General features: G+C 38.2%; 22 protein-coding genes and 1 other RNA gene. 6 read left to right on the forward strand and 17 right to left on the reverse strand.

All coding sequences use genetic code 11. The features are described from left to right. The first annotated feature begins 27 nt into the window (after positions 1-27). From LI951_RS07535 to LI951_RS07550, 4 genes are all read left to right on the forward strand, one after another. Positions 28-1,305: a replication-associated recombination protein A gene (locus LI951_RS07535; protein ID WP_229441759.1), complete on the forward strand. Its 1,278-nt coding sequence runs from the start codon at positions 28-30 to the stop codon at positions 1,303-1,305. A 54-nt stretch (positions 1,306-1,359) separates the two neighbouring features. Further along, positions 1,360-1,552: non-coding RNA, 6S RNA (ssrS, locus tag LI951_RS07540), on the forward strand. Positions 1,553-1,626: 74 nt separating this feature from the next. Beyond that, complete coding sequence (locus LI951_RS07545; protein ID WP_202064802.1) at positions 1,627-1,896, forward strand: hypothetical protein; 270 nt, start codon at positions 1,627-1,629, stop codon at positions 1,894-1,896. Positions 1,897-1,991: 95 nt separating this feature from the next. Beyond that, positions 1,992-2,468: a universal stress protein gene (locus LI951_RS07550; RefSeq protein ID WP_202064803.1), complete on the forward strand. Its 477-nt coding sequence runs from the start codon at positions 1,992-1,994 to the stop codon at positions 2,466-2,468. Positions 2,469-2,592: 124 nt separating this feature from the next. Here the strand turns inward: LI951_RS07550 and LI951_RS07555 are convergent, their stop codons facing one another. The 17 genes from LI951_RS07555 to ulaG all read right to left on the reverse strand — a co-directional run bounded on the left by LI951_RS07555 (position 2,593) and on the right by ulaG (position 15,392). Then, the gene (locus LI951_RS07555; protein ID WP_202064805.1) at positions 2,593-3,780 is read right to left on the reverse strand and encodes an acetate/propionate family kinase; all 1,188 of its coding nucleotides are present in this window, start codon (positions 3,778-3,780) and stop codon (positions 2,593-2,595) included. A 33-nt stretch (positions 3,781-3,813) separates the two neighbouring features. Then, positions 3,814-4,824: a class I SAM-dependent methyltransferase gene (locus LI951_RS07560; protein ID WP_229441760.1), complete on the reverse strand. Its 1,011-nt coding sequence runs from the start codon at positions 4,822-4,824 to the stop codon at positions 3,814-3,816. 209 nt (positions 4,825-5,033) lie between these two features. Then, positions 5,034-5,375 (reverse strand): competence type IV pilus minor pilin ComGG, encoded by a 342-nt coding sequence (comGG, locus tag LI951_RS07565; RefSeq protein ID WP_202064807.1) that lies wholly within the window; start codon positions 5,373-5,375, stop codon positions 5,034-5,036. Between the two features lie 10 nt (positions 5,376-5,385). Next, positions 5,386-5,817 (reverse strand): competence type IV pilus minor pilin ComGF, encoded by a 432-nt coding sequence (gene comGF / locus LI951_RS07570; RefSeq protein WP_202064808.1) that lies wholly within the window; start codon positions 5,815-5,817, stop codon positions 5,386-5,388. Next, positions 5,804-6,127, reverse strand: coding sequence for a hypothetical protein (locus LI951_RS07575; protein WP_229441761.1), 324 nt, complete (start codon positions 6,125-6,127; stop codon positions 5,804-5,806). Before LI951_RS07575 ends, comGF begins: the two co-directional genes overlap by 14 nt. Then, entirely contained in the window at positions 6,102-6,554 is a 453-nt protein-coding gene (gene comGD, locus LI951_RS07580; protein WP_229441762.1) for a competence type IV pilus minor pilin ComGD, read from the reverse strand. Before comGD ends, LI951_RS07575 begins: the two co-directional genes overlap by 26 nt. Beyond that, a complete protein-coding gene (gene comGC, locus LI951_RS07585) occupies positions 6,529-6,855 on the reverse strand; it encodes a competence type IV pilus major pilin ComGC (RefSeq protein ID WP_229441763.1) in 327 nt (108 codons plus the stop codon). Before comGC ends, comGD begins: the two co-directional genes overlap by 26 nt. Further along, a complete protein-coding gene (comGB, locus tag LI951_RS07590) occupies positions 6,852-7,895 on the reverse strand; it encodes a competence type IV pilus assembly protein ComGB (RefSeq protein WP_202064969.1) in 1,044 nt (347 codons plus the stop codon). The genes comGC and comGB overlap by 4 nt, the downstream gene beginning before the upstream one ends. After that, positions 7,849-8,808 carry a competence type IV pilus ATPase ComGA gene (gene comGA, locus LI951_RS07595; protein WP_202064977.1) on the reverse strand — a complete coding sequence of 320 codons (960 nt, stop codon included), beginning with the start codon at positions 8,806-8,808 and terminating at the stop codon, positions 7,849-7,851. Before comGA ends, comGB begins: the two co-directional genes overlap by 47 nt. A gap of 636 nt (positions 8,809-9,444) precedes the next feature. Further along, positions 9,445-10,152 carry an L-ribulose-5-phosphate 4-epimerase gene (locus LI951_RS07600; protein WP_324254745.1) on the reverse strand — a complete coding sequence of 236 codons (708 nt, stop codon included), beginning with the start codon at positions 10,150-10,152 and terminating at the stop codon, positions 9,445-9,447. Then, complete coding sequence (locus LI951_RS07605) at positions 10,142-10,999, reverse strand: L-ribulose-5-phosphate 3-epimerase (RefSeq protein WP_229441764.1); 858 nt, start codon at positions 10,997-10,999, stop codon at positions 10,142-10,144. The genes LI951_RS07600 and LI951_RS07605 overlap by 11 nt, the downstream gene beginning before the upstream one ends. Before the next feature lie 4 nt (positions 11,000-11,003). Beyond that, on the reverse strand, positions 11,004-11,642 hold the full coding sequence (locus LI951_RS07610; RefSeq protein WP_202064982.1) for a 3-keto-L-gulonate-6-phosphate decarboxylase UlaD: 639 nt from the start codon (positions 11,640-11,642) through the stop codon (positions 11,004-11,006). Positions 11,643-11,736: 94 nt separating this feature from the next. Next, positions 11,737-11,892, reverse strand: a complete 156-nt coding sequence (locus LI951_RS07615) for a hypothetical protein (protein WP_202064985.1) — start codon at positions 11,890-11,892, stop codon at positions 11,737-11,739. A 15-nt stretch (positions 11,893-11,907) separates the two neighbouring features. Continuing rightward, positions 11,908-12,207, reverse strand: coding sequence for a PTS sugar transporter subunit IIB (locus LI951_RS07620; protein ID WP_202064987.1), 300 nt, complete (start codon positions 12,205-12,207; stop codon positions 11,908-11,910). Positions 12,208-12,247: 40 nt separating this feature from the next. Further along, positions 12,248-13,717, reverse strand: coding sequence for a PTS ascorbate transporter subunit IIC (locus tag LI951_RS07625; protein ID WP_229441765.1), 1,470 nt, complete (start codon positions 13,715-13,717; stop codon positions 12,248-12,250). Positions 13,718-13,733: 16 nt separating this feature from the next. Beyond that, entirely contained in the window at positions 13,734-14,192 is a 459-nt protein-coding gene (locus LI951_RS07630; protein ID WP_202064992.1) for a PTS sugar transporter subunit IIA, read from the reverse strand. Positions 14,193-14,327: 135 nt separating this feature from the next. Beyond that, on the reverse strand, positions 14,328-15,392 hold the full coding sequence (gene ulaG / locus LI951_RS07635; RefSeq protein ID WP_229441766.1) for an L-ascorbate 6-phosphate lactonase: 1,065 nt from the start codon (positions 15,390-15,392) through the stop codon (positions 14,328-14,330). Positions 15,393-15,590: 198 nt separating this feature from the next. On the opposite strand from ulaG, the gene LI951_RS07640 reads away from it, so the two are divergent. Both LI951_RS07640 and LI951_RS07645 read left to right on the forward strand, forming a co-directional pair. Then, on the forward strand, positions 15,591-16,352 hold the full coding sequence (locus LI951_RS07640) for a hypothetical protein (RefSeq protein WP_202064997.1): 762 nt from the start codon (positions 15,591-15,593) through the stop codon (positions 16,350-16,352). Positions 16,353-16,370: 18 nt separating this feature from the next. After that, the gene (locus LI951_RS07645) at positions 16,371-17,138 is read left to right on the forward strand and encodes a DeoR/GlpR family DNA-binding transcription regulator (protein ID WP_202064999.1); all 768 of its coding nucleotides are present in this window, start codon (positions 16,371-16,373) and stop codon (positions 17,136-17,138) included. Positions 17,139-17,762: the final 624 nt, after the last annotated feature.

Genomic DNA, 17,762 nt, shown 5'->3' on the forward strand with positions numbered 1-17,762 from the left:
TCAGAGCTAAGGAAAGGAAGATGACTCATGCAAAAGCCTCTTGCCTATCGTATGCGTCCCAGAAATACAGCCGAAGTAGTTGGACAGACCCACCTAGTAGGAGAAGGAAAAATTATTCGCCGAATGGTTGAAGCCCGAATGCTTTCATCCATGATTCTTTATGGCCCTCCAGGTACAGGGAAAACTAGTATTGCCAGTGCAATTGCCGGTTCAACAAACTATGCATTCCGCATGCTGAATGCCGCAACAGACACTAAAAAAGATCTGCAGATTGTGGCTGAAGAAGCAAAAATGAGCGGAACTGTCATTCTCCTGCTGGACGAGATCCATCGCTTGGATAAAACGAAGCAGGATTTTCTCCTGCCACATCTGGAAAGCGGACGAATTATTATGATTGGAGCAACAACAGAAAATCCATATATCACCATCAACCCTGCGATTCGAAGCAGAACACAAATTTTTGAAGTAAAACCACTAAATGAAGATGATATAAAAACAGCGATAGAAGCTGCACTAAAAGATAAAGAGCGGGGGCTGGGCGACTATCCTGTGGAGATTACACCGGAAGCTCTGCAGCATCTTTCCAGAGCTACCAATGGAGATTTGAGAAGCGCATTAAATGGACTGGAGCTGGCTGTTCGATCAACGAAAGAAACAAAGAATAAAATTGTTATTACGCTGGCAATTATTGAAGAATGTGTCCAAAGAAAAGCATTAACGCATGACAAAAACGGCGATGCACATTATGATGTAATCTCAGCGTTTCAAAAATCTATTCGAGGCAGTGATGTAGATGCTGCTCTCCACTATCTCGGCAGACTGGTGGTAGCAGGAGACCTGCCGATTATTTGCCGCAGACTGATGGTTGTTGCCTATGAAGATATCGGGTTAGGCAACCCGGCAGCAGCAGCAAGAGCTGTTACAGCTGTTCAAGCCGCTGAAAAATTAGGCTTTCCTGAAGCAGTCATGCCGCTTTCAACAGCAATTGTTGACCTTTGTCTTTCACCAAAATCAAACTCAGCCAATGCTGCGCTTGGAAAAGCAATAGCAGATATTGAAGCAGGACTGGCAGGAGAGGTTCCTGATCACTTAAGAGACAGCCATTATTCAGGTGCAAAGGAATTAAAACGCGGAATCGGCTACCAGTATCCTCATGCTTTTGAAAATGCATGGGTGGATCAGCAGTATCTTCCTGATAAAATTAAGAATGCTCACTATTATGAGCCTATTGATACTGGAAAATACGAACAAGCACTCCATCAGCAGTACAATAAAATCCAAAGAATGAAAGAAAAAAATTCCTGATTTCAATAGGCAATCTCATTGCCGTATAGATAAAGCTATGCTATTATAAAGATGGTAAATCTGTGATGTGCGCGTTGTCTCTTTTGTGTGTTGACCGAACATTTTTATTGATATCTTGGGATCCGACTAGTATCTAGATGGGTAGCATGCCTTTTCATTTGGTAGCTCAAAATCGCAGATCGTGGAACCCACCTGCTAATTGCGGGCTCAATACTATAAGACAAGTAACGGCATCGACGGATTTTCCTTTTTTTAAACAATTGAGGATGCAGCATTTATCTGAGGATTGATGTTGTATCTTTTTTATTTACGGAGGTAATTATGCTCATTCAAATTCTAATTATTGCTGTTGCTCTTATTTCCATTTTCATTGGGATCTATATCAAAAAAAGCTCTGCTGTTCTTTCATCACTTTCACAAAAAGACATCCCCGCTGATTTTTTTCAGCGATACAGTCAGCTTTTTTTTATTTTAGGTGGTGCCGGGATTGTTATTGCTCTGTTTAATAAATTTTATTTTTCTCTTGGTTATATCGTTATCCTGCTGACAGTGTCAGCCGTATTTGGGTTAGCTCTCTCAAAAAAAATCTGAGGGGCTGCCCTTTTTTATTTAATTTTTCTTTGTTTTGTTCTACAATGAAATTGTAAGGATCAAGAATACTATTCAGGATAAAGGGAGTGGTTAACTTGTTACAAAATTATAATAAGATTATGGTTGCTGTTGATGGATCAGCAGAAGCAGAATTGGCTTTTAAAAAAGCAGTCAATGTTGCAGTAAGAAATAAAGCAGAATTGCTGCTGGCTCATGTCATTGATACTCGTGCATTCCAGTCGGTCTCTGCCTTTGACGGAATGCTCGCCGAACAAGCCACTGAAATGGCTAAACAAACATTGGAAGATTATAAGAAACAGGCCGAGCTTCACGGCTGTAAAAAAGTGTCCACTGTCATTGAATACGGATCGCCCAAAGCTATTATTGCAAAACAACTGCCTGAGGACAACGATATTGAATTGGTACTGATTGGTGCAACTGGTCTAAACGCTGTTGAACGATTATTCATCGGCTCCGTTTCAGAGTATGTTATCCGAAATGCTCCTTGTGATGTACTGGTTGTGCGAACAGATTTGGACAATAACATTCCTCAAGAAGAAGAAGCTAAATAGCTAAGGCTTTAAAAGACTGGCTTTACTGGGGACGTTACCAGTAAAATCAGCTTTTTCAAAAGAAAGACATGAAAGCATTTAAAATCAGCTTTCATGTCTTTTTGAAACTTCTGTTAAATTTAAATTAGCCGCGCAAACGTTCCACGTCACGAGCAATCATCAGTTCTTCATCTGTAGGAATCAGCAGTACTTTCACTTTAGAATCCTCTGTTGAAATCACAGCTTCTTTCCCGCGAACATTGTTCTTCTCTGCATCAATTTCACAGCCGAACCAAGTCATTCCCTTAATTACTTCACTGCGGACATGGGAATCATTTTCGCCAATACCCGCTGTAAAGACAATTGCATCGACACCATTCATCACGGTTACATAGCTTCCGATATATTTACGGATACGATCAGTGAATACTGCATAGGCAGTTTGAACTGCTTCTTTATCCAAATTAGCTTCCAAATCACGCATGTCGCTTGAGATACCTGATAAGCCTAGAAGTCCGGATTCTTTATTCAAAATATTGATCATTTCCTTGATATCAGTCAAACCAAGTTTATCCATCAGATAAGGCAGTAAAGACGGGTCAATATCACCTGAGCGGGTTCCCATTGTTACACCTGCAAGTGGAGTGAAGCCCATTGAAGTATCCACAGATACTCCGCCGTCTACAGCAGTAATGGATGCTCCGTTTCCTAAATGACAAGTAATAATCTTCAATTCTTGAATTGGTTTACCCAACACTTCGGCTGCACGCTGAGAAACGTATTTATGGCTTGTTCCATGCGCACCATATTTACGTGCTGCATATTTTTCATAATACTCAGTAGAAATACTGTAAAGGTAATTGTGTTTAGGCATTGTTGTATGGAAAGCTGTATCAAATACCGCTACACTGATAATATCAGGCAGAATTTTTTTGAATGCTCTGATACCCATTGCATTTGCAGGATTATGCAGAGGAGCAAGATCAGCTAATGCTTCAATTTTTGCCAGTGCTTCATCATCAATAACAGCTGAGTCTTTAAAATCTTCACCGCCGGCAACAACACGGTGTCCAACTCCGGTGATCTCATTGTAGTCAGATAAAATATTTAATTCGATCAGTTTATCCAACAACATTTTCACGGCTACATCATGATCGTTGATATCAACGATTTCTTCATATTTTTGGTCTTCACCATACTTGATAGTAAAGATAGAATCATTTAAACCAATACGTTCAACAATTCCTTTGGCGATTACTTCTTCACTGGGCATAACATACAGCTGCCATTTCAAACTTGAACTTCCGGCATTAATTGCAATTGTTTTAGACATGATATTCTCCTCTTTAAAATTAGTTAGATATTATTATAAATATAAATTTGAAGATTTCCAGGCTTCAAATTGTTGAAAAAATTGAGTGATTTTTTGAGAATCTTTTAGCGAAGCCAGCTTAACAAGCAGCACTTCTTTCGCCTGCCTGCTGTTTTCACCTTTATTCTGCACCATGAGAATACTCTTTCTTGACTGCTCAGACTGGAACATTCCATCAGGAAGTTGAATAAATCCCTGCAGATAAACCTGCTCCTGAATCCACTTCTTAAGATGATCACTCTGTTCAGATTCAAACAAATTTGAAGGAACTAAAAAGAGTCCGAAACCGCCTGGTTTTACATATTTCATTACCTGTTCCATCAGTAAATGATGCGCATAGCTGTGTCCCTCAGAAGCAGAAACTGAAAAGTCCTTCACTTTGTCATCGTTTGGATAATAGCCAATCGGTAAATCACTGACAGCCACATCCACCGGTTCAAGCAGCAAATCCTGAATGCCATCCTGATGAAATAATTGTACCTCTGCGCCTGTAAGACCACTATTTACAGAAGCAACCGAAAGCAGTGTATCGTCAATATCTACACCATATCCAATAGCCTGAGCATTTTCGACTTTCAGATTTAATAAAATTGTTAACAATAGATTCCCCATACCTGATGCAATATCCAAAATCTGCAGCGACTCTCTGTCAGGATACAGTTGTTCTACGAGATAAACAAATAAAAAACCGATACTGTCAGGCGTTAATTGATGATTCGCCTGTATTGGTTCCTCTTTATTTCCCTTCAGCAGCAATAGTTGGCTTAGGCGCCGCAATTCCTCAGGTTCTAATTCAAATTTTGCCAGCTCTTTGTAAATTTTTTCCAGCTTGAGAACCGTTTCTTTTTCAGGTTTTCCATCAAGAATACGTACCTGAAAATTATCCAGAATATTGTCTCCGTTTTCTATATAGGCATCCAAAAAAGAAACATCTAAAGACCCCTTTAATAGCTGAATTGCCTGTTCCATTTGCTCGAAAGCTTTTTCCATCTTCTCAGAAAACAAAAAAACACCTCAACTTTATAAAATATAACAACTTTTGTATCTGTTTCATTTTATCGAAAAAACGCATAATAATCAATCAATTTCACAATAATATTTGGAAATTCGCTTTTATCAGCAAAAACACTGTTAACTTATGACAAATAACCGATTATTTCACTATTCTTTTAAATACTGTATCAGTCATTTTAAGCACCTGTTTGATACACATTTCACAAATCGAGTTCATTGTCTGCTTTATGATAAAACATATAATTTATTCCAGAAACATTCACCGTTATTTCTATCATACCGCTACTGTACTGATAATTAAGATTCCCAGCTGAATAATGAATCGTTTCATCAGTCTTCAAGGTATGGTTATCGCGCACCTCTGCCAAAAACATGCTCGCCATAATTTTTGCTTCGTAAAAACTTTCAGTATGCTGAGAGAAGCTCTTTGTCAGGTGATAATCCTCTATCATTAAAAAGAACAGCAAGCTGAACAAATTCAAAAAGAGCAGCACGGTTATGAAGGTACTTCCTTTATAATATTCTTTTCGGGATTTTTCCATTTCCTCCTCCTCAAATAATGAAACAACCGACTTTATTCTTTCCATTTTCAAACAATATTTCAAGTTCTATCTTTCCCTCCTGCTGTCGGAATTCTGCTTTTTCTATTTTCATCAATAAAGGCTGATAGCCTCCATTTGCTGCCTTAATTATTTTGTTCTGTTTAAATTCAACAATAACTGGATAATCCGCTTCTTGATGATGAAAATATATCTGCTCCTTCGTTACAGAAATCAGTTCAAGGTTGCTCATTTCATTTTCCAATTGGATTAAAAAGATATGCCATTCCTTTTCCGAGGTATTATTTATTCTGTCCGTCAGTACCTGAGCATTTTTCAAATAGCCTGAACTTACCAGACAGATAAATGAAAAGAAAAAGAGTGCCAAAAGACACTCAAATAGCGTAAAGCCTGCATACTGTTCCCAATTTCTACTGTCTTTCAATAGTAAAAACATCCTTTCCATTTTCCACTGTTGCAGCTTTTATTTCTCCGTCCTGCTCAATAATTGTTACGAAGTATTCCTTTTTCTCCCTTAACACTTTTCGAACAGCGGAACCTCCATAATGCTTGTATTCTTTCATTTCTTCATACAAAACTCGTTTCATTGCCAAGCGTTCTTCATAAGGTTTCGCTTTACTGAACAGAACAGTGTGAACAGATAGATACCCGCCGATAACTACGGTAAGGATCGTTAATGATACCAAACTTTCAATGAAAAAGTACCCACTAAAATTCAGAAATTTTTTTAACATATTTTCCACTACCCATCTGAAACTGAAATTCAATCAGCTGATTCTTTCTGCCATATTTAAAACTGTATTTTGAAAGGTTGCCATTGTTTCCCGTTCCTTTTTTAAATATAATTTTCACAGGACCTGTTGCTGCCAGTGCCTCCGGCAATAAAAGGGCTTCTTCTTTACTTCCGGTAACAAAACGAAACTGCTGTTCTTCCAATGAAAAGTACACCTCTGTGTCGACAGCGCCCACCACCGCCATTTGTTGTGTATACAAAAGCTGCTTTTCAAAGCTGGAAAAAAATTGAGCTGTAGAGAAGTTGCTTATATTCTTTTCTACCAATAGACTGGACAGGCTGATCAAGGAGACAGCAACAACAAATACCAGCAGTGTTTCTATTAATGTAAACCCCGAGCAGTTATTTATTCGCCTTGTATCTGTCATACTGCTCCTGTGTAATATACCCTTCTGATAACAAAGCTTCTACTGTCGGAGACTGATCATTTTCCAGCCGGTAAACATCCATTTGAGTCTCGACAACTTTTACAATTGCAGCATTGCCTTTCTTGTCGATACTGTCTTTTTGCTTTGAAAGATTGGGTGCAAAAAGAAGAATCAGCACAGAAATAATTAATAGAACAATGAGCATTTCTAAAAGTGTAAAGCCCTTCAATTGCCTCTGTCTGCATTTGGATATCTGCTGGTTGCGCAAGTTAACAGCTATTGCTTTATTTCTCTTTTTCATAAATTTTCTATCCCTCCGTAAATTGGCAGCAGCATCGCCGCGTATATGCTGACTACTGCCAGTGCAATGATTAAAAATATAATCGGCTGAATCCACTGAATAAGCTTCTCTATTCTGATAAAGAAATTTTTGCGACAAATACTGCTGTAAATCATTAATTCTTTTCCCAGATTTCCTTTTACCTCACCTTGTCTGATGATCATTGACAACTCTTTAGCTAAAAAGGGGAAGCCATCCAACTGATCATAAACAGGCAGCCCTTCAATCAGCCGGTTCTCAATAACTACAGAAAGCTCCTTCATAAGAGAGGCTGTCATAAGTTCTTTCATTACACTGATAATTTGCTTAATCTCCATCCCTTGAGAAAAAAGCTTCCCCCATTCCAAGGCGAAAAAAGCTGAAGTATACTGGATATAATAGGAGCGAATCACAGGGATCCGTGCAAACAACTCAGAACGTTCAACCATTGTTTTCCTCCGTAAATAAAGAATCAGACATATCACAGAAAAAAAGCTGAGCAGCAGAAATCCGCTGATATAGTAAGGACTCTCCCGTACAAAGCGAATACCCGGATTATCAGCTGTAGTCAACCCGCTCATTTCGAGCTGCGGCAGTAAAAATTGACGCATCCCTAACAAAGCAGAAAAGAGAAAAAACAACAGAATTAACGGATATATTAAGATTTTTGATAGACTTTCCCGTTGTTTTTGCAGAATATTCATATGCTCTTCAATCCCCTGCAAGGTTGTTGAAAGGTCGCCATGCTTTTGAGCGAATTCTATTTGAGTGATATTTTCAGCTGAAATACCCAAGCGAAACAATGCAGCTGCCAATTCTTCCCCATTTTCAAGTTCTCCGATCAGATAGGTCAGCAGTTTTTCCGGAAAGACCTTTGCTTTCTTCATAAAAACAAAGCTTTCATTAATCGAAAAGCCATTTTTAAGCAGTTCTGCCAGCAACTTAAAAAGTGCAGCCGACTGCTTTTTAGAAAGTTTACTTCCGCTGTTCATTCGAAAAAGTGATATCATCAATATAGCCATACGCCCATACCTTTCTCAGCATGTCATTCCATGCTGTTACATTTTTTTCCGAAAAATAATATTCCATCAGTAACGCTGAAACTTTTTTCTCTCTTATTTTTGCAGGCAGCAGTCTCTGATAAATGACACTTTGCAGACATTCCGCCAGTTCTCTTTCCTTTACACCTAATTCGATCAGACGCTCTGTCACGCCTGCTATTCCTCTGCTGTGAATTGTTGCAAAAACAGTATGTCCGGTTAGCGAAGCTCTGATGGCAGCTTTTGCAGTCAATGAATCTCTAATCTCACCAATAATCAAAATATCAGGTCTATGCCTCAAACAAGCCTTGATTAACGCATCATAAGTTAAATCAATTTTTATATTCGTCTGCAGCTGAAGAAAACGCTCTTCCTCGATCTCTACAGGGTCCTCAATACAGATAACTTGATGACTCCCGCGCTTTTCTTTAGCCAATTTATACATCAAGGTTGTCTTTCCGGAACCGACAGGACCGCAAAATAAATGAAGTCCTGATGATTTTACAGCTGTTCGAATTTTTGAAAGCTGCCACGGCAGTAAATAGTGTTCTTTGCTGTCACCAAAATAGTGAAGAAAACGAATAACCAGACTTTCCCGCTGCTTAAAATCTCCAACTGTCGATAACCTCAACCTCCTTTCCTGATTATCAACCAAGTAAGATACGGCACCCACCTGAGCCTTTCTTTTCTCACCTACATCCATCTGACCAATAAATTTAAAATGAAAAATCAGTTTTTCTCCATACTCTTTTGAAAGCTGCTTATATCTCATATTAGACTGAGCTGTTCGAAATAAAATATTGTAACGATCTCTTTCAGGGAGAATATAAAGATCCTGAGCTCTGTTACGTATCCCCCATGTAATGAGTTCTTTTGAAAAATCCTTAATATCCATCACATCCTCCTCACAACTAAAATACGAAAAAAAACTGAAAAGTTTTCCACTTTCCAGCTTTTTTCTTTTAATCTGTATAAAATGTCCAAGAGTTTCTACAACGAAAGATTTGAAATACTATATAGCATCTATATACAACTTAAAGAATTTTATAAAAAAATAGTTTTAGTTACTTATGTACTAATTCGTCAGAAAAAAATAATAGAGCAGATATCATTTCAATGATATCTGCTCTATTATTAAGAGTTTTAATGCACTATCTTCCCCAAAATAGTTTATTGCTTTTGATACAATTCATTATACTAAAAAAATCATCTTTGTGACTTTCAAAAATTATTAGTTTTTTTAAAATTTTTGAGAAAAAGAGGTATTTATCCGAAAGGGTCAGATAAATACCTCAGTTTTATACTAAGATAAAACACTAGATCTCTTTCAGTTTAACAAATAGTTGATTGAATATCCTCTCACTTTTTTTATGAAATATACCTTTTTTTGATAAAAGAAAAAATAAAATTCAACTATTTAAGAGACAAGCTGCATACACTTATTGACCGTTTACTGTATTTCAGCCGTCCGAGACTCTTCCATTCTTTTTCACAAATAAGTTAAAATAACTAATTAAATCCTGCATGGTTGTTATTGTCCATAATATGCATTTTTTCCATGCTTTCTGAAATAGTGCTTATCCAGCAAATACTGAGGGATCGCTTTGATCTCTGGGTTATTGTTCTCCGTTAGAGTGCCCATCTCTGCAATTTCATCCAAAACGATACTGATTTCGACTGCTTTTTGTGGTGATACTCCCCAAGTGAAAGGTCCATGACCATATACAAGAACGCCCGGTACAGCCAAAGGATCAATCTGTTGAGTAGTAAAGGTTTCAATAATTACGTTGCCGGTTTCAGTCTCATAATTATTTTTCACTTCTTCTTTTGTAAGCTGTCGAGTACAAGGGACAGCTCCATAAAAGGTATCAGCATGTGTTGTTCCATAAGCAGGAAGTTCACGTCCCGACTGAGCCCAGGTTACAGCATTCTTTGAGTGAGTATGGACTACCGCGCTTATTTCTTCAAATTCTTTATATAGAACCACATGTGTAGCCAAATCTGAGGAAGGCTTCATTCCTTGTTGAACAACTTGCCCTTCCAAATCTGTTACAACCATATTCTCAGGAGTCATTTTGCTGTATGGAACACCGCTTGGTTTAATAACGATTACGCCAAGCTCACGATCAATCTCACTGACATTTCCCCAAGTCAGCTTTACCAGTCCGGCTTTAGGTAGCGCCAAATTTGCTTCAAAAACTCGTTCCTGTATTTTCTTTATTCTTTCATTACACAAAATATCCAGCCTCCTTCAAATAAGGTAAAAGAAACTCTTTTGCCTGCTGTATTTCTTTTTCAGGATTGGGGCTTGTTTCACTCCACATTTCAATTAAAAAAGGACCATTATAATCCAATCGTCTCAGCGTTTTCAGACAACCACTAAAATCGACACAGCCTTCTCCAAATGGAACCTCTTTAAATTTACCGCCAAACCCCTCTGTAACTGCCAGGGTATCTTTTAAATGAACTGCAGAAATTTGGCTGATGCCTGCTTCCAGTTCATAGCCGACATCGTTCTCAGGCCATGCTGAAAGATTGCCTAAATCAGGATAAACCTGAAGATAAGGGGATGGAATCTGCTTTTTGATTTTAAGAAATTTCGAAATAGAGTTAATAAATGGATCATCCATAATTTCAATAGACAGGACAACTTCTTTGGCTGCTGCCATGCTGACTGCCTTTTTCAAGTTTTCAATGAAATAGTTTCGGGAAGACAATGCTTTTTTCTCATAGTAAACATCATACCCGGCCAGTTGAATAGTTCGAACGCCTAAATCAGAAGCCAAATCTATTGCTTTTTTCATAATCATCAATGATTCTTCACGTATCTCCTCTTTTTTTGATCCAAAAGGAAAACGCCGATGTCCGCTTAAACAAATGGATAAAATTTTGGTTCCCGTTTCATGAATTGCATCAATAACTTGTTTTCTTTCTTCTTTTGACCAGTCAAGTCTGGCTAAGCGTTCATCCGTCTCATCAATGGACATTTCAATAAAATCAAAGCCCAGTTTTTTTGTCAGCGACAGTCGTTCTGCCCAGCTGATATCCTTTGGCAAGGCTTTTTCATAAATGCCTAGCGATGTCATCTTTTCACCCCCAAATGCGTTTTATTTCATCTTTAAATGCCTGTGCTGCAACCTGGGGATCATCGGCCGAAGTAATTCCTCGTCCGGTAATAAATGTATAAACATCTACTCCTTTAAACAACTCAAGTGTCTCAACATCCAACCCGCCGGTTACAGAAACCCTAAATCCCATATCAATTAACGTTTTTACTTTTGACAGATCTTTTTCTCCCCATGTTTCTCCTGCAAGCAGGGCATCTCGACTTTGATGATAAATTGCCTGAGAAATTCCGGCATCCAGCCATTTTTGTGCCTGCTCATAGGTCCAGTCCCCATATAGCTCTACCTGGACCTCCTTAACTTCAGCGGCTGCTGCTTTCATCGTAGGAATTGTTGCACAGCAAATCACCGTCATCCAGTCCGCTCCTGCATCCGCACAGTTTTTAGCGACTGTTCCTCCTGCATCCGCGCATTTGGTATCTGCTACAACCAGCTTTTCCGGATACAAAGCACGAATGCAGCGAATGGCTTCTTCACCTGCCTGCAAGCATAAAATCGTTCCGACCTCCACAATATCCACTATTTCTCCGACTTTCACTATGTCTGCCAATGCACTGGCTAAATTAGAATGATCCAGTGCTATTTGTAAATTGGGTAAACTCATTAATTTGCTTCCTCCTTATTTTCCTGTTAGTATGATAATTTGAACTTTATAGATTTGAAACATAAAAAAGAAGGCAGTCTAAGATACTTCATTTCTATACTGCACTTTTTTTCTGACTTCCTTCTTTAATCTTTTCAGCAGTAAAGCAGCTGATTGCCGGCAGCATTGTAGTATACTTGACTCCTTCATATCTGTTCAAAGTACTTTCATATAGACCAGCGCCAGCTGCTTTCAACTTCTGTTCAGCCATATTTCCTATGAGTTTTTACAGGAATCGTTCTCCCAAGTCCGTTTCCTTCACTTTTTCCTGTACTTCTTTTGCTGACATCACATTTTTAATTCCAATGACAGTGATACCTTTTTCTTTTGCATTATCAAACATATTCAAAAAGTTCATTGGTGTAAATACAACATCATATTGAGCAGCAGAGCTTTTCCCTTCTGCAATCGAACAATGGTGAATTTTCGTTATTTCAAATCCCAGATCCTTCAGACCTTTTTCCACACTCTTTTTCATCATTAAGCTTGTTCCTGATCCGTTTGCACATGATACTAATACTCTCATAATAAAATCCTCCTAAATTATTTTTTTCTACTGAGCTTAATTAAACAACCATTTTTTTTACATATTCATCATAATCTTCTGTAATCAGGAAATAGCCTTCCGGATTCGCACGATACTGAAATTGAGGAATTGCCAGAAGAATCAGTACAACAATACCAATACCAGCGTATCCCAGGAATTTCATGATGACAGTGAATGCAGGCCAGACTGTTGCCCAGTCAAACATTCCAAGATAACCTCCATATTGTGCAAGTCCTACAAAAGAAGCAATCAGTGCTGATCCAATTACCTGAATAATTCCTGACAGGAACGGGAAAATGCACGCCGCTTTTACTCCGCCTCGATGATTTGCAAAAAGTGCGATTGCTGCATTGTCAAAGAACAATGGAATAAACCCGGCAATAACAATAACCGGCGACTTGAATAAAATCATTAATCCGATTGTTAGAAATTGTCCCAGTGCTCCAAAAAGAAAACCAATCGTTACCGCATTTGAAGAACCAAAAGCCAGAGATGCCGATACGTCAATTCCCGGAACAGCTCCCGGCAGAAGTGTGTTGGAAATCCCCTGGAATGATTCTGTCAGTTCATCCACAAAGGTACGAACTCCCAACTGCAGAATAGCCAGATAAACAGCAAAGTACAGAGAGGTTTGCAGAATGTAGAAGAAAAAGCTTTGACCTTCAACCATAAATTCTGCTTGAATCAGATAATCCTTGCCAAGTACCAGCATAATAATTCCAAAGAAGAATAGCATCAAAATGGAAGTGGAGACCATATTTTCATTAAAGATAGAAAGAAAGCCGGGGAATTTCATATCCTCAATCCGTTTATTCTTTTTCCCTTTTTTCATTTTCTCAGCCAGTCTGGCAAAGATATAAATTCCAAACATCTGCTGATGGGCGATCGCAAATCCGGCACCCTCCGTTAATTCCTGTGTAATTCCAACAGTTAGATTAGAACCGACTGCCCAGTAGCAACCAAGAACCAATCCCATAACCAGAAGCATTTCCACACGTCCCAAATCAGGGAAACAGAATAGCAGCAACCAGAATGCGGTTGCAGCCTGTTGAATCTGAACGTTGCCTGTTGTAAATACTGCCCGTAGCTTCGTATATTTTTTAAAGCGTACCAGCAAAATATTCATGACAAAGGCAATCAGCAACAAAATCATCGTATCACTGAAAGTCCGTCCAAATGTCTCTTCAATCCCTGCTGTCACTGCATTTTGACCGAAATAAGGGTCAATAACCATTGCATCCAGATTAAATCGTTCTTTTAAACCAACTAGAATAGGGCGGAAATTATTAACTAGACCGCCGGAGCCTACGGTTAATATCAAATATCCAACTGTTGCTTTTAAAAAACCGGCAACACTTTCATAAAATGGTTTTTTCAATAACATGTAACCCAATAACACTATAAATCCAATAAGAAATGCTGGCTGTGTCAGGATGTTTGCAGCAAAATAATCCCAAATCCCTAATAAAAAATCTAAAACCTGTTCCATTCTATCCTCTTCTTTCTTATAATTGATATTTCTCCATCACATCTTTATAATCCGACATTGTTTCAATTGCAGATAAATCATCAATCAAGCCGTCCACCATCAGCATTTCCGATAATTTTGAAATATTTTGAACATGTTCCTCGCTGTTTTTTGCTGCCAGAGTAAAAAACAGGCTCGCATTTTTTTCAGCATTTCCCTCTTCAAAAACAATCTCCTTCGGCATTTTTGTAAAAGAGATTGCCGTACCAAATACTCCTTCACTTTTTTCTGATGAATGAGGCATTGCGACACCCGGAACAATGACAATATAGGGACCAAATTCTTTTACACAATCAATGATTTCGTCTATATACGTCTGATTAATGATTTCTTTTTCCAGAAGATTTTCGCAGCTGATTTTAACAGCTTCTTCCCAATTCTCAGGTACTTTTTCACTCAATCGAATCAAATCATTTTCATAAAAATAACCAAGCATGTTGAATCCCCTTTCATTTTTGATAAATCATTTATTAACCTTTTTAGTTCTGATTACTTACACTCCAGCTGACTCCGTGGATATCGGAATCAACTGCAGCTTATCCTGCTAAATTTCCAGCGACTTTTCTGACGATTAGAGAAACGATGGAAACGGTGTATCATTTTCCACTGTAAATACATCATCAAATCCACGATAGAAATTGAACTCAAGCTTGTCCTTATCATTCGGATAAGTGAATTTTCCGCCAACCTGCCAGATAAACGGCTTAAACTGATAATTCAAACGATCTTTTTTAAATTTCCAGATTTCAGTAATTTCTTTGGGATCAGCCATGAAATTTGCCCAAATATCATAATGCACCGGAATCACTACTTTGGCATTCAATGATTCTGCCATTCTCAGCATATCAACTGACGTAACTTTATCTGTTATTCCTCTTGGGTTTTCTCCGTATGCGCCCAGACAGACATCAATTTTATACTCGTTCCCGTGTTTGGCAAACATATTGGAATAATGGGAATCTCCTGCATGGTAGATATTTCCTCCGGATGTTTCAAATAAGTAGTTTACTGCAATTTCATCCATATCCTGAGGCATTTTTCCTTTCAGAGTCACTTCAGGATTTTCGCATGTCACTAATGCTGTACGATCGAAGGCTTCCAAAGCAACCACCTCAATATCTTTGACTGTCACACGATCACCCGGTCTTACCACAGTCGTTTTTTCTTCAGGAATGCCCCAATTCAGCCAGGTATTAACAACCTCCCGGGGACCGATAAAACGAGCTTCCGGACAATTTTGATGAACAGCAGCAGCTGTGTTAATATCCAAATGATCAGAATGAATATGTGTAACAATCAGTGCATCTACATTTTTTACCGCAAAGGGATCAATGACAAACGGCTGTGTTCTTAAGTTTGGCTGCATATTTTCACAACCGCTCATTCGCATCATTTGATGCCCTTTTTTCATTTTTCCATCTCCATGGCTTCGTTTACCTGTCCCGCACCACAGATCACAAAGAATATTTGTTCCTTCATGCGACTTAAGCCAAATACCTGTACAACCCAACCACCACATCGCCACAGTTCCTGTCTTAACTGCTTCATTTTCTATTTCCTCGTTTAAGTAAGTTCCCCATTCCGGAAATGTGCTTAAAATCCAACTCTCTTTTGTCACATCATTAATTGTTGCCATATGCTACCTCCATTTTGCTTTTTCTGTTTCGTTTACATTTTCATTCTACAATAAATTTAACCGTTTTCAATCCATTTATACGATCATTAAACATTTTTAGGATCATTTATATTGATATACAATTATTTTTAGATCGTTTAAGCATTTTAATGTTGATTTAAGAATGTTTTGTGATATTATTGCGATGAGGTGATGGAAATGAAGAAAATATTTTGGTCTTTTTTTTATACTAGTAAGAAGATTTTACTTTGGATTATTTATTTGATTTTCACGGTATATATCATATATTTAGTCAGCAATACAGATGGACTAGGTGCGAAGATTATTTTTGGTTTGATCGGCAGTATCGTTTTGACAGTGGTCCTTCTTTTTGAGTATTTAAAAAGAAAATATGAACAGATGATTTATGCTCTAACGATTGATTGTGATATTCCTCGGGCTGAGAACTTGAAAATGGTGCTGGAAATAAAAGATATTTTTAACGGTTTCAAGCGTTCTATGTATATTTTTGATGCATTACTTCTTCTTGATAAGGGAGAATACAGAAATTGCCTGGAACACTTAGCAAAACATGAAAGGTTTTTCCGTTCAACCTATGACTATCTTTTCATTTACTATCATACACAGCTTCATTGCTATTATTTTTTAGAAGATTATGAGAATGCAGAGCATATTTTGAATTCAATAGTAAAACTTAAATCATTGAAAAAGAAGCAGCTCAGCGGACTCTATTCATGGCATGAAATTGAAGGAATCAAGTTCTATTTACAGGGAAGAAACAAGAAGAGCCTTGAAGCCTTTAGCCAAGTAGATACAAGCCGCCTGAACAATCGGGAACTCGCTTACCTGTTTTATATGCAGGGATGCAGTCTTATTAAAAGCGGAGATACATCAGAAGGCAATCACTTCATTAACAAGTCACGGTCTGTAGGCAAAACACTGTGCATAAATATAGTTTAATGTGGGGAGAGAATAAACATGAAAAGTTCGTATAAAACAATTCAGAACAGACGAGATCAGATTTTTGAGATAGTAAAGGAAAAAGAAATAGTTACTGTCAGAGAAATCAGTGATATGTTAGCTGTATCAGAAATTACTATTCGTCGAGATTTGAATGCTATGGAAAAAATGGGCTTGATTTTAAGAGAGCACGGAAAAGCAAGGATTCTTCAGAAAGAGAACGGACAGGTGTTTAACAAGGAACTGGAAAGTCTAAAATGCTGTATTGCCCAAAAAGCCGCAGAGTTCGTCAAAGATGGAGATACTCTTTTTATTAATACTAGCTCCACTGCTTTGGCTGCCATAAAAAAACTGGAAGAAAAGCGCGTGACAATCGTTACAAATAATGTGAAAGTTGCCAACATTGATCATAATCCCAATTCAACAGTCATTCTTTCGGGAGGAGAAATTCGATTTCCAAAAGAAGCACTGGTTGGCGATATTGCCATTGAATCTTTTTCAAAAATGTCCTCCGATATTTCCATTATCGGCTGCTCCGGATTGAGTCTTGAAAATGGCATCACTACGCCTGTTCTGCATGAAGCAAAAATCAATTCTCTGATTATAGAAAGAACAAGAGGACCAGTAATTGTAGTAGCAGATTATCGAAAAATTGGAGTTTCTTCTAATTTTACCAGCGGGAACATAAAAGATATTGATTATTTAATTACAGATTCTTTTGCCTCACCTGAATCTCTGAATACCATTGAAAAAATGGGGGTTCGGGTGATACAGATTGAGATATAAAGCAAAGAGGTTGTGACAGCTCTTTGCTTTTCTGAGGAGGAATAAAAGAACTTGCTCCTACGCTTCTTCGAATGCTTGAATAGGCTACACTTTGTTTGACAATTTTTCTGTGGAAAATAGAGCGTTAAAAAACACGATCTACGGTGGTTCGTTGGCGAAGCGAACCATTGACAATGAGTTGGGGTATGTTATCCGGAGGGAATCGTCTGTGCCGTTTCTAGGCTCAGGCGACAAGACGAAAACACATACCCTAGAAGGCTCATTGTCAATGGCAACCGTAACAGAACAAACGGATGTGCCTCAATTATTTATAGAAACTGTCAAAAAATTGTTGCCATTCCAGCTCGTCACATATCTGAGAGTCCTGCAAGGGCTTGCTCCTTCGCTTCTTCGAATGCTCGTCGCATGTCTGAGGGTCTTGCAAGGACTTGCTCCTTCACTTCTTCGAATGCTCGTCGCATGTCTGAGGGGGTTCCTTGCAAGGCAGGCCAATACTTTTTCAAATAGGTGCACATTTGTATTGAGAATCGAACAATGTGAGACTCGTAGAGACAGAAGTACCCAGTTTTAAGAACTAGGCAAGTACTGTTCAGCACTGATATGAACTAAACTACGATGAGTGTT

The sequence above is a fragment of the Enterococcus sp. BWT-B8 genome, assembly GCF_020567625.1.
Classification (GTDB): Bacteria; Bacillota; Bacilli; order Lactobacillales; family Enterococcaceae; genus Enterococcus_L.

Excerpts from the sequence above, each read along its gene's own strand:
- LI951_RS07625 (WP_229441765.1), bottom strand. The coding sequence starts at position 13,717 with ATGGAACAGGTTTTAGATTTTTTATTAGGGATTTGGGATTATTTTGCT.
- LI951_RS07610 (WP_202064982.1), bottom strand. The coding sequence starts at position 11,642 with ATGAGTTTACCCAATTTACAAATAGCACTGGATCATTCTAATTTAGCC.
- LI951_RS07535 (WP_229441759.1), top strand. The coding sequence starts at position 28 with ATGCAAAAGCCTCTTGCCTATCGTATGCGTCCCAGAAATACAGCCGAA.
- LI951_RS07640 (WP_202064997.1), top strand. The coding sequence starts at position 15,591 with ATGAAGAAAATATTTTGGTCTTTTTTTTATACTAGTAAGAAGATTTTA.
- LI951_RS07605 (WP_229441764.1), bottom strand. The coding sequence starts at position 10,999 with ATGACATCGCTAGGCATTTATGAAAAAGCCTTGCCAAAGGATATCAGC.
- comGB (WP_202064969.1), bottom strand. The coding sequence starts at position 7,895 with ATGGCTATATTGATGATATCACTTTTTCGAATGAACAGCGGAAGTAAA.
- LI951_RS07575 (WP_229441761.1), bottom strand. The coding sequence starts at position 6,127 with ATGTTAAAAAAATTTCTGAATTTTAGTGGGTACTTTTTCATTGAAAGT.
- comGG (WP_202064807.1), bottom strand. The coding sequence starts at position 5,375 with ATGGAAAAATCCCGAAAAGAATATTATAAAGGAAGTACCTTCATAACC.
- ulaG (WP_229441766.1), bottom strand. The coding sequence starts at position 15,392 with ATGGCAACAATTAATGATGTGACAAAAGAGAGTTGGATTTTAAGCACA.
- LI951_RS07630 (WP_202064992.1), bottom strand. The coding sequence starts at position 14,192 with ATGCTTGGTTATTTTTATGAAAATGATTTGATTCGATTGAGTGAAAAA.
- comGA (WP_202064977.1), bottom strand. The coding sequence starts at position 8,808 with ATGGATATTAAGGATTTTTCAAAAGAACTCATTACATGGGGGATACGT.
- LI951_RS07615 (WP_202064985.1), bottom strand. The coding sequence starts at position 11,892 with ATGGCTGAACAGAAGTTGAAAGCAGCTGGCGCTGGTCTATATGAAAGT.
- LI951_RS07620 (WP_202064987.1), bottom strand. The coding sequence starts at position 12,207 with ATGAGAGTATTAGTATCATGTGCAAACGGATCAGGAACAAGCTTAATG.
- comGD (WP_229441762.1), bottom strand. The coding sequence starts at position 6,554 with ATGACAGATACAAGGCGAATAAATAACTGCTCGGGGTTTACATTAATA.
- LI951_RS07545 (WP_202064802.1), top strand. The coding sequence starts at position 1,627 with ATGCTCATTCAAATTCTAATTATTGCTGTTGCTCTTATTTCCATTTTC.
- comGC (WP_229441763.1), bottom strand. The coding sequence starts at position 6,855 with ATGAAAAAGAGAAATAAAGCAATAGCTGTTAACTTGCGCAACCAGCAG.
- LI951_RS07645 (WP_202064999.1), top strand. The coding sequence starts at position 16,371 with ATGAAAAGTTCGTATAAAACAATTCAGAACAGACGAGATCAGATTTTT.
- LI951_RS07555 (WP_202064805.1), bottom strand. The coding sequence starts at position 3,780 with ATGTCTAAAACAATTGCAATTAATGCCGGAAGTTCAAGTTTGAAATGG.